Raw genomic sequence first — 10,909 nt, 5'->3', positions numbered from 1 at the left:
CAACAGATGCGTGTTGGACCTCATGGACCAGTCAAAGCAGATATTGGTGATATTCTACTTTATAATGATGATGCAACTGATCCTGATATGAATAAGTTCTTTAGACTTTGGGGACCTGAAAAATATGCCGCATATCATTCAACTCCAAAAGGTGGAGATGCCGGTACCTTTGATGAAGGTAAGTCTGCTGATGGACGTTATACAATGGCAAGTAAAGATATTAATGGAACTGATGGAAAAGTACACTTTACTGGTGGACCGTTCTATGGACCATTTGGTGTGACAGGTATCTCAAATGAAAATGTAACGGATGAAACAAACAGATCAGCACAAATTAATCCACACTTTGACAGAGATGGAAACAACCATTTTGGCGAGAGTGGTAAAGGTCTATGTCTTTCATGCCACCAGCGTTCAGCGGGTGCTGCAGTACCTCCAGGTGAAGATGGTGCAGGTAGCTTCATGGAACTCTGTTCAACCCAAATGGCAGTTACAACAGGAAATGATATAGCATCAAATGATTCACTTAGTTCACCGAAATGTCAAAAATGTCACATGGAGAGAATAGAGGGTACAGTACTTCATAAATGGGCAAGACCAGACTTAAAATGGACACTTGCAGACAATGACCATTTAACTGCAGAATTTAACCCGGACGATACAACAGTAGCAGCTGGAGAAAATCCAGTTAGAGATGGTTGGTTGAACTCACATGCATTCTTGGGTGCGAGTAAAACGGGTCATAAAACTAGTGCTACTGCAAAAATTCAAAGTGGATTTGATTCTTCACTTGATCAGCTAAATGATGGCTCTACGCTAGTAGTAAGTACAACATTAACAAATAAAACTGCACATATGTTCCCAGGTGCTCACCCTATGCGTCGTGTTCTAACACGTGTAATTGTTACTTCTGATCAGGGAATAGTTGAACTTAAAGATGCATTTGGTACTTCAAGTTTTTCTGATATAGAAAATAATGTACAACCATTAGCAGGCAAGACCCTACACTCAAGTGCATTTGATCCAGTATCTGTAATGGAGAATGGAAGTGATACTCTAGATTTCCCTGGAAAAGCTCCAGACTTAAATGGTAGTGATGTCAGTTCTCAAAAGTTTGATATGACACTGGTAACTATTCCAGGTACTGATAGTACCATTGCAGATCAAACAGTATCTACTTCTGGACTTACAACAGGAACAAATAATAATGCTGCAATTGTTGATAGTACTGACAAAAAGAACTTTACAAGAATCTATGGACATGAAACAGGTAAGAAATACGATGGTGTCTTTGTCGTACGTCCTGGGTTTGATTCAAACATGGTTGCTAATGATAACCGTTTAAGTCCTAATGAGACAGAAACATATCTTCTTGTTTACGATATCGTAGGTAAAACTGGTGTAAAAGTAGAGTATAAAGTCTATTACATGCAAAAAGGTGCTAATGGTAAATTTATTGCTGGAGAAGATGGTTGGTTAAACCAAGCTGTTAGTGATGATAAGAAACTATTAGTTACAGAAGTAGCTAGTCATAGTGAAACACTCTAATTGAATTTCTTCATTCCACCCCTAAAAAAAGGGGGTGGAATAATACTAATATACTCTCCTAACAACTCCATAGTTTATACTAATTGATTATTCCATTTACTATAAAAAGTAATTATTATTTTTTTAGTCTCATAAATATAATTTAAACTTAAGTTCATACTTAGTTCATACTAATTTAATATCATAAACATGCAATAAAATTAAAATTAGGGGGAGAATATATGAAATATTCAAAAACATTAGGTTCGGTTGCGCTTTCAGCGCTTTTACTTTTAGGGGCATCAGGTTGTGGTAGCAGTAGTAGTGCTCCTACATCAGACTTATCATCTGATCAGGCAGCTATTGTTGCACTTGAAGCAGCTTCAGAAGCTGCCATTGCAGAATCATTGGTAGGACTTGTGCCAGGGGATGAAATTCCATTCGGTGATGGTAGTTTTTCTCCATTTGAGCGTGTTGCAGTATTTCCAACGGTTAAAGATTCTAATGGAAACTTAGATCCTGTTGCAACGTATGCAAAAGTAGCCGAACTTGCTAATACATTCGCTAAACATGTTGCAAATGTAGATGAACCAACATCAGATCCTGAGACATTTCAAGGTGCAAACTGGATTCTTGCAGGTACTGAGTTACCAGCAACAAATGATTTAAATGACACAGAAGTAAGTCACCATATACTTGGGATACCTACGAAACTTCCTATAGATCCAAGTGTTGCTATGTCTCCTGCAAATACTAAAAAAGTAAAAGTTGTAGAAGTATGTAACTCAACATATGCAGCGAAAGCATTAGGAGTTAAAAAAGTAGGAGGAGAAACTTGGGGTGCATTAGTTCCTAATGGTATTTATCATACTACTGCTCTTCCATGTGAAGTTACTATATACAATGATGAAAATGCCATATATGTAGATATGCTAAATCCTGAAACCATATTTACACTTTTCTTTACTGAGGTTTTTGATTCTGATGAAATGGCCAACCTGAATTTCGCAACAGAGATGATGGCTCTTCCAACAAAAGTAAAATCTGAAATCTTTGCTATGATTTATAATGCATTTGATGAAAATAATGAAACTTATACAAAAACTGCTATTAAAATGGGGCCTATTTATTCAGCTATGTCAAAAGCAATAGCCACTACAGACACAGCAAATGGAGGTAAAGAACCATATAGACACTATAATTATCAAGGAACTAAAGAGTTTACTTCAACAGATGCAAAAAATATAGCTGCAAAAATTATCTCTGTTATGACTAGTGATGAAGAAGGTACAGTTGGTGTACAAGAGGCAGACTTACTAAATGCCTTACCAAGTGAGCAAATTGGAGTACATCCGGCATGGAGATCTGGAAGACTTGAACCATTAAAAGTACCAGGTGGTTCTTGGATAGTTGAAGCATGTTCTCCAACATATGCTAAAGAAGCTCTTACCACTGGTGAGTACCACACACCTGCACTTCCATGTGAGATAGCAGTATTTGTTAATCCAGACGACAATACAACAATTGATATTTCATTCCTAAACCCTGAGTTTATGTTTGGAGCATTGTTTGCAGATGGTATGGCAAATATGACACAAGAAGAGATCGATGGATTTAACACTATTATTGAAAATATCAATGGTGACTTAAAAACTATAGTTGATTATGCTGTTGATAATAATATAACTGAGCTTAGTCTTGGAGGTTCAAAAATAACACCTATAATTTACTAAAAAGTACAAGCCTCCGGGCTTGACTTTTTAATTATACGATACAATTACACTTAAACACTGTTCCTCTTTTTATCAATATTTCCCATCCATCAAACATAACACTATGCAGTTTAGTATTCTTATTCATTGTCAAGTAACTCAATAAAAAAATAAGAAGAAAGTATCTTCTATATCCAAAGATGAAAATAAAGTATGTGCCTAACTAAAGTAAACTCAAGTTAAACACTTAAAGACATCTTTATTGATAGGCACTTTGTGCCGGTTGCATTTTGAGTATTTGAGTAGGAGCTTCCTGCTTGCTACCCAATCCTTTTAGTGACCCGATAGTATCTTCGATATTTTTGTCATTCATCTCTTTTGCAGAACTGATGAGCTGATACTCTTCTTCAAAATCCAGTGCAGATCCATAAGATAAGCCTTTGGCAGTTTTATACTGAGCGATAGAATTACGTGTACCACTTCCCACTACACCATCGATTTTAGAAAAGTAAAAACCATGTATCTTTAAAGCTGTTTGGATCTTCTTACCTTTACTCCGTTTATCAGTTGCACTAGATATAAGATTTCTATCAAATTCAAAAAGTGTACCTAAGAAAATCAATGCATCTTTTGCTTCAGGTTTTAAAGAGGCATTATCACTTATCTCATAAGCGATGTTCATCTCTTTGATCGCAGAACGTGTTTCAAAAGAGTTGACTTCACCATCCATCGGTCCACGGTAATAACCTAAACTTGCCAATGCTTTTTGAACCTTCATCCCATCATTGTATTCTGGAGCAACATATCTTTGTTGTTGTTTTACTGATTTTTGCTGTGCAGCAGGTGCTTGCTGAGCAGGTTTAGGCGCATTGCTTTTATAGACTTCATTGGTGATTACAGAACCCACTGCACCACCAACTAAACCACCTACAAGACCATCAGCAAAGTCTGCATGTGCAACATTTCCTACAAGTAACGATCCCATCAGTAAACCTGCAACACTTTTTGTCTTTTTCATCATCATTGTCCTTATTTGTGTAATTATAATATTTATAGAGCAGTATTGATATTAATTCTAAGATAATAAAGCTTAATAATCACATATAGAATGATATATGTGATTTAAGCGAAAAGTTTTATAAAATATAAATATATAGTGTATGAATAAAGAGAAGAAATATATTTATCTTCTTTGTAGAAAAAGTAGCATAACAAGCCAGATTACTCCGACTGTTATAAAGATATATGAACCAATAGACCAAAGCTCAAAATGGAAAACTCCTTCCTTTGAAGTGAAAAAAAGATCAATAGGTACGCCACCATACAATAAAATAAAGGCTACAACAAAAAATCCTATCATATATGGGAAAATTAAAAGACTAAGCAACAAAGAGATTTCAGAGTATTGCGTTAAAAGATTGGTAATTTCACTTTTTATATTTACTTGAGTGACTTTGGCTTTTTTCTTAAAGATTATTTTATTGTGTTCCGTAGAAGGATGTATGATATGTTGAGTTTCTTTTGTCTCTGAATCTGTCTTAGAATTATCGATCTTTTCAAGATCTCCTCCCCAGTCTAGATTCTCTTCTTCTATATGCTCTTTTCTTTCGTACATTGTTGTCCTCTATTATAGATAATAAAATTGTAAATTAAATAGGATTTATGAATAAAAGTGTTAAAAGAAGAACTATACATAACATATGAGTGTTAGTATTTGGCAACTTGGCTATCTTAATATATAAGACCCATAGCTTTCCGTCCTTGCTTCACAACAAGTTTGGCATAATCAATAATATTTAAAAATAACGTTTGTACAATGATTATATTGGATATTTAATTAAATTAATCTTAGGAAAACATTTCTAAGAAATAGAATAAATTAAGCCATAAAGAGTTTTCACTATCCACACTTTTACATATTATATGATGATGCTCATATGGTATCAACATCTATGTATTATGTCACAAAAAAAGATATATATTTCCTCTTATAAAAAATATATTGTATAATATTAAAATAAGGAAGTTGTATGATTAAGATGTTGAAAAACTTATTTGGTAAAAAGGAAGAAGAGTATATTCCAGATCCACCAGGCAGAACGTTTAACAGGGTTTTAAGCGGGAGATATTTTGGTTGTGAAAATGCTAATGCAGATGAATCTGCTATAGCAACAGCAAAACAGGAAAAGATAGACCAGATAAATGAACTTGAACTTGTTCCAAGGTTTGTAAGATATACCTATAAAAATACAAAGAAAAATGAAACAGAAGGTAATCACCCTATTTCTGCCCATGTTACATTCCAAAAAGAAGTATTTGCTGAAAAGTGGAATATGGTCCATGTTACTGAAATTTCATTCATCGTATATTACCCTGACTTTGATGAGTTTGAAAAAATGTCAGGTTTCAGTCTCACTGACGACTTTAGAGATCTATCATCAACAACATTCAACGGAAAAGACAGAAGAAAAGATAAGAGAGACATATAAACACACTATAGTGAATGAAAAAAAGTTGTGGGGCACCTATTATTTTCTTCATACTCCATTTGAAGAAGTTTTCTTTTTTAGTATATTTATATTAGGAATGACATTTTTCTTTCGTGGAATGTCTTATATTTTATACGAACGTTTCTATTAGTAGTATTTTTCATATATTTTTAACTTGTTCTTCTATTTCTATATTTATAATTTTCTCTCCCCTATTCCCAATATCTTACAGTTAAATTTTGCCCCTCACATCTTCATTTTTTCAAATTAACATTAAACTTAAGAATATACTATTATAATTTATAATAATATATTAAGGAATTATAAATTTCATGCTAGTTGGATAAAATGTTTAAAAAAATATTACTCTTCTTACTTTTCTGTACAGTAACATTGCAAGCTGCTGTAGCCCTTACCAATGATAAACAGAAGTATGACAACTTTTCAATTCAATATTTTTATGATGAAAATAATATGCTAGACATTAATGATATTGAAAAGACTCACTTTACAAATAGTATACCAAGTCAATTTTCACAAGGGTACTATTCAGGTACCGCATGGTTTAAAATTAATATAACAAATCATAGTGATCATAAAGACTTCGTACTGTATTTTACAGAACCTTTTTGGTCAAAATTAGATCTTTATACCAAAAACAATGGTTCATGGAATGTACAGAAAAATGGGCTTGAGGTCAGCCTCCAAGAAAGAAGTATACAAGAAAACAATCCCTCGTATAAACTACACCTCAATTCGGGTGAAAGCGTAACATACTACATAAAAGGCCAGACACTTTCAGGACATATTGGTGAATTTCAGATATTTACCCAAAAAGAGTTTTTCAGGCCCAGCCGTATTTCCATTACTGACAAATATATCATCTATATGAGTCTCTTATTTATTATAATTATATTAAATATATATAACTTAATTGTGATAAAAGATCGTATATTTGCCTATTATATTGCTTATATATTGTCTTTTATTGTATTTATATGTATGAAAAGTGGTTTTTACTTAAGCCTTGGTTTTTCTGGTTGGAGTGAGGGGTTACATGTTGTCGGTACTTTTGTTGTACTCTTTCTAGTTTTATTTTCAGGCCGTTTTTTAGAGTTGAACAAACGAATGCCTTTGGTCTATAAGATCTTTAATCTCTCAGCAGTAATTTTTATACTTTTTGCACTGCTAATATCTCAGAATATTCCCTATTCTTGTCTGTTATTTAATATTTATTCATCACTGTTTTTTACAATCCTTCTTCTTGTTGCAATCAAAGTTTGGTATCAAGGTCTTATTAGTGCTAGATACTACTTAATAGCACTTATGATATATATGCCAACAATGGGATTGATGACCCTTACATTTAATGGTATTTTAGATAATACAGATTTATCAAGATATTCTTTTTTGCTTGGTTCATTCATTGAGATCATCTTTTTTTCACTTCTATTGACCAATAAGTATCATGAAGCCATTCTTCATAAAATACACATACGAGATCAACTTTTAAAAGCAAAAAACTACAACGAAAATTTTCTAAAAAGTAAAATTGAACAAAATACAAGTGAGCTTATTACTATAAATGAGAAATTATTAAAGAAGACTGAAGAGCTGGAGATAACTAAGGATCAATTAACTCAAGATATTAACGAACGAATAAAGGCAGAATATGAAGTAAGGAAACAAAAAAGTATTTTACATTACCAAGCCCATCATGATGCACTTACAGGACTTCCTAATCGAACATTATTTTCTATTCGATTAAAGGAAGGAATTCAAATAGCTCAACAACAACAAAGTCAATTAGCACTCTTTTTTATAGATTTAGACAAATTTAAAGAAATCAATGATTCATTAGGTCATGATGTGGGAGATAGAGTCCTAAAAATAGTAGCAGATATACTTAAACATTCTATTCGTAGAGAAGATACATTGGCGCGTTTAGCTGGCGATGAATTTACTATCATCATGGAACATTTAAAATATCCAAAAGATGCATCAAAATTGGGACATGATATTCTTAATATGTTTGCAGAACCTATACATGTGGATGGCCATACGGTATATATTACATGCAGTATCGGTATTAGTTTCTTTCCTCAAGATGCTGATAATGAAAAAGACCTTTTAAAATATGCGGATACTGCTATGTATATAGCAAAGGAAAGTGGTAGGAATAACTTCCAATTCTATAGACCCGAAATGACAAAACTTGCCTTAGAACAAATTAAGATGAAAACAAGTTTACGTCAAGCTATTGATAATGAGGAGTTTCTAATTCACTATCAACCACAGATTGATCTAACTAGCAACAAGTTGGTAGGCATAGAAGCCTTAGTTCGTTGGCAACACCCAGAAAAAGGTTTACTAACACCAAAAAGATTTATTTCTTTAGCAGAAGAAACTGGTATGATAGTTGAAATTGACCAATGGGTCATGCATACAACTATGAAACAAGTTCGAAAATGGTATAACGAAGGGTTAAACCCTGGTATACTTGCATTAAACATTTCAATGAAACAATTGGAGTCTTCTAATTTCATCAATAATATTCAAAAGAATATGAAAACGTATGGTTTTAAACCAGAATGGCTAGAATTGGAAATTACAGAAGGCCATATGATGAAAAATGCTATGGAGATCATTGATAAGCTAAAACAGATTAGTAATCTTGGCATAAACATTGCTATTGATGACTTTGGAACAGGCTACTCTTCATTATCTCTACTAAAACGTCTACCGATCAATAGACTTAAAATTGATAAATCTTTTATTGAAGATATACCAGAAGATGAAGAAGATATTGCAATAATCAATTCGATTATTGCACTTGCTAAAAGTCTTAATCTTGAACTGATCGCTGAAGGTATAGAAACTTTGGAACAAGTAAACTTTTTAATGAGCAAGAATTGCATGTGTATCCAGGGTCACTACTGCTTTTATCCTTTATCAGATGAGGAACTTCATTCAATACTTTTAAAAGAAAAGATAGTGAATAAACTTTAAAAAGTAACTATTCAATAGAAGAAATTTTATTTTGATGTTTGTCGCATAGTAGCTACTAAACAATACTTAGTAGCTAAATGCTCATGGAGGTAGAAATCATAACAATGAGAAAGTACTTCTTTTAAACTACTTGCTAACTCTAAATTTAGGTACATTTAAAAAATCAAATTTATCACATAAGAGATTCACATCATTGTCAATTGCTTCTCCGATAAATATTAAGATCGATTGTTGATCATATTCATCTAACTCTTCAAATGAGACGTTACCAAATGAGTAATTTATCACGATAGGGTTTGGCACATCTTTTACTTTTACAACACCTTTTACTCTGTAGATACTTTTAGGAAGATTGTTTAAAACTTCATCTACATCATTAAATTCAATATCTTTTTTGAGGTAAGCAACTTTTTGTGTAATAGAATCATTTGTAGTATGATCAAGATGTTGATAATCTTTAGCCAATCCAACAATCTCATCTATACGGTAGATACCTTCAAAGACTTCTTTGCTTACAAGACCTTGTTCTGCCTTGTTAATGGCATAGTTATTAAAGATAGTCTTACCCGTAAGAGTGTTTTTAATATTGTATTCGTCTTTGATTTGAATGACATCTTTTTTTACAGCTTCTAATTCATCATCATTTACTAAGTCTGTCTTGTTCAAGACCATTATGTTTGAGCCACCAATTTGATATTTAGCTGTTGAATTGTCTTTATATGAATCTATATTTTTAGAATCAACAACACAAATTACACCTTCTACAGAGATACCAAGGTTTTGTAACGATAAAAAGATTGGAAAAGGTTCAGACGCACCTGAAGTCTCTACAAATATGATTTCAGGATCATACTTATTAATAATCTCCATAACACCGCTCTCAAACTCTTCGGCTAATTGACAGCAAATACACCCTTCTGATATTTCAAGGACTTCACTGTATACATTACTAAGTATATTTCCATCAATTCCAATATCACCAAATTCGTTGACTACAATAGCAACTTTCTTATCAGAGAAATGTTCTTTGACTGTATTGGTTAGCATTGTTGTTTTACCAACACCTAAAAATCCTGTAATGATAAATGATTGTATCATGCTTGTGCCTTAAAAATTAAATTAATATGAGTAGATGTTGTAAATAGATTTATTTCATAATCTTTTATGTTAGCAGGTGTAAAGGGTTAGGAAAGAAATCTAATAAGTGCATTAACTTGTGTAGGCTTATATTACAACTGCACCAAAGGTACAGTTGTAATATTAAGAATTACTTCTCTGGGTTATCTAGAATTTGTGCTAAACCAACTTCTTTTGCCCATGCAGCAGTTAAATCAAATGCTGCAGATGCAGTGTCAAGGTTTTTCTGAATAAGTTCTTGTTTTTTCTTGAACTTTTTCTCAATTACTGAGTCAAGTGTAGCTGTACCACCCGAAGCTGTATATTTCTTAAGGAATCTATCTTTAATACCTTCTTCAATAGCAGGTTTGCTAACAGTTCCTAAAGCACCAAACAGTGCACCTAACATTGCCATATTTGTAGCAAGTTCAGTTCCTGCTTGATCAATAGCGAATTGAGTAAAGTCTTTTGTAAGAACTTTTACATTTAAGTCATCTAGAGTCTTTTTATCCGCATCAGTTAAAAGATCGTGATCAGAGTTAATAATAACTAGACCATTTTCTTTAATACCTGCATAAAAAGGCATTGTGTATGATTTACCCATAGTAATTACTTGTGGGTGAAAAATCATAACGATATCAGGATAAATAACTTCACCTCTATCATAAATAGGCACCGTTCCGATTCTTACATAACTCTCAGATGGAGCCATACGTTTCTCAGCACCAAAAAATGGATTAGAAACCGCGTAGTAACCTTCTGTATCCGCTGCTGTTGCTGCAATGTGCGCAGCAGTAACTGCCCCCTGACCACCTAGTCCAGGCAGTCTTACTTTAATTGAATCTTTTGCCATTATAAACGTCCCTCTGCTTTACATTTTTTCAAGAACTCTTCTGCTTCTGGTGAAACATGTGTGTAAGTTGCAAATCTATCTTTATCTTGATCTTTCATTTCACCAAGTCCTTCATTTGCACTTAGTCCAATTTCAAGAATACAAGGTGTGTAAATGTTAAGGAATGTTGGTCCGATTTCTCTAGCAACTAAAATTGCTTCTCT

General features: G+C 33.1%; 8 protein-coding genes, 1 pseudogene and 1 riboswitch. Of the genes and pseudogenes, 4 read left to right on the top strand and 5 right to left on the bottom strand.

The window, feature by feature from the left end; translation table 11 throughout:
• Both ABZC96_RS05060 and ABZC96_RS05055 read left to right on the top strand, forming a co-directional pair.
• Positions 1-1,548 (top strand): hypothetical protein (locus ABZC96_RS05060; protein ID WP_373029533.1); only part of this gene is annotated, 1,548 nt, incomplete at its 5' end.
• 221 nt (positions 1,549-1,769) lie between these two features.
• A complete protein-coding gene (locus ABZC96_RS05055; RefSeq protein ID WP_373029532.1) occupies positions 1,770-3,260 on the top strand; it encodes a hypothetical protein in 1,491 nt (496 codons plus the stop codon).
• Positions 3,261-3,498: 238 nt separating this feature from the next.
• Here the strand turns inward: ABZC96_RS05055 and ABZC96_RS05050 are convergent, their stop codons facing one another.
• Entirely contained in the window at positions 3,499-4,257 is a 759-nt protein-coding gene (locus ABZC96_RS05050; RefSeq protein WP_373029530.1) for a peptidoglycan-binding protein, read from the bottom strand.
• A 165-nt stretch (positions 4,258-4,422) separates the two neighbouring features.
• The gene (locus tag ABZC96_RS05045; protein WP_373029528.1) at positions 4,423-4,854 is read right to left on the bottom strand and encodes a hypothetical protein; all 432 of its coding nucleotides are present in this window, start codon (positions 4,852-4,854) and stop codon (positions 4,423-4,425) included.
• Positions 4,855-4,952: 98 nt separating this feature from the next.
• A riboswitch (cyclic di-GMP riboswitch) is annotated at positions 4,953-5,031 on the bottom strand.
• Between the two features lie 238 nt (positions 5,032-5,269).
• On the opposite strand from ABZC96_RS05045, the gene ABZC96_RS05040 reads away from it, so the two are divergent.
• Positions 5,270-5,728, top strand: a complete 459-nt coding sequence (locus ABZC96_RS05040; RefSeq protein WP_373029526.1) for a hypothetical protein — start codon at positions 5,270-5,272, stop codon at positions 5,726-5,728.
• Positions 5,729-6,076: 348 nt separating this feature from the next.
• On the top strand, positions 6,077-8,737 hold the full coding sequence (locus tag ABZC96_RS05035) for an EAL domain-containing protein (RefSeq protein WP_373029525.1): 2,661 nt from the start codon (positions 6,077-6,079) through the stop codon (positions 8,735-8,737).
• Positions 8,738-8,863: 126 nt separating this feature from the next.
• Here the strand turns inward: ABZC96_RS05035 and ABZC96_RS05030 are convergent, their stop codons facing one another.
• From ABZC96_RS05030 to ABZC96_RS05020, 3 genes and pseudogenes are all read right to left on the bottom strand, one after another.
• Complete coding sequence (locus ABZC96_RS05030; protein WP_373029524.1) at positions 8,864-9,835, bottom strand: GTP-binding protein; 972 nt, start codon at positions 9,833-9,835, stop codon at positions 8,864-8,866.
• A 169-nt stretch (positions 9,836-10,004) separates the two neighbouring features.
• Positions 10,005-10,706: a 2-oxoacid:acceptor oxidoreductase family protein gene (locus tag ABZC96_RS05025; protein WP_373029523.1), complete on the bottom strand. Its 702-nt coding sequence runs from the start codon at positions 10,704-10,706 to the stop codon at positions 10,005-10,007.
• Positions 10,706-10,909, bottom strand: a pseudogene (locus ABZC96_RS05020) (ferredoxin oxidoreductase); the annotation flags it as partial. The pseudogene ABZC96_RS05020 and the gene ABZC96_RS05025, both read right to left, overlap by 1 nt.

Origin of the sequence: Sulfurovum sp., assembly GCF_041551015.1 — a bacterium.
In the GTDB taxonomy this organism is placed as follows: Bacteria; Campylobacterota; Campylobacteria; order Campylobacterales; family Sulfurovaceae; genus Sulfurovum.
The sequence above is the reverse complement of the archived record's forward strand: the minus strand, read 5'-3'. Positions and strand labels throughout refer to the sequence as shown.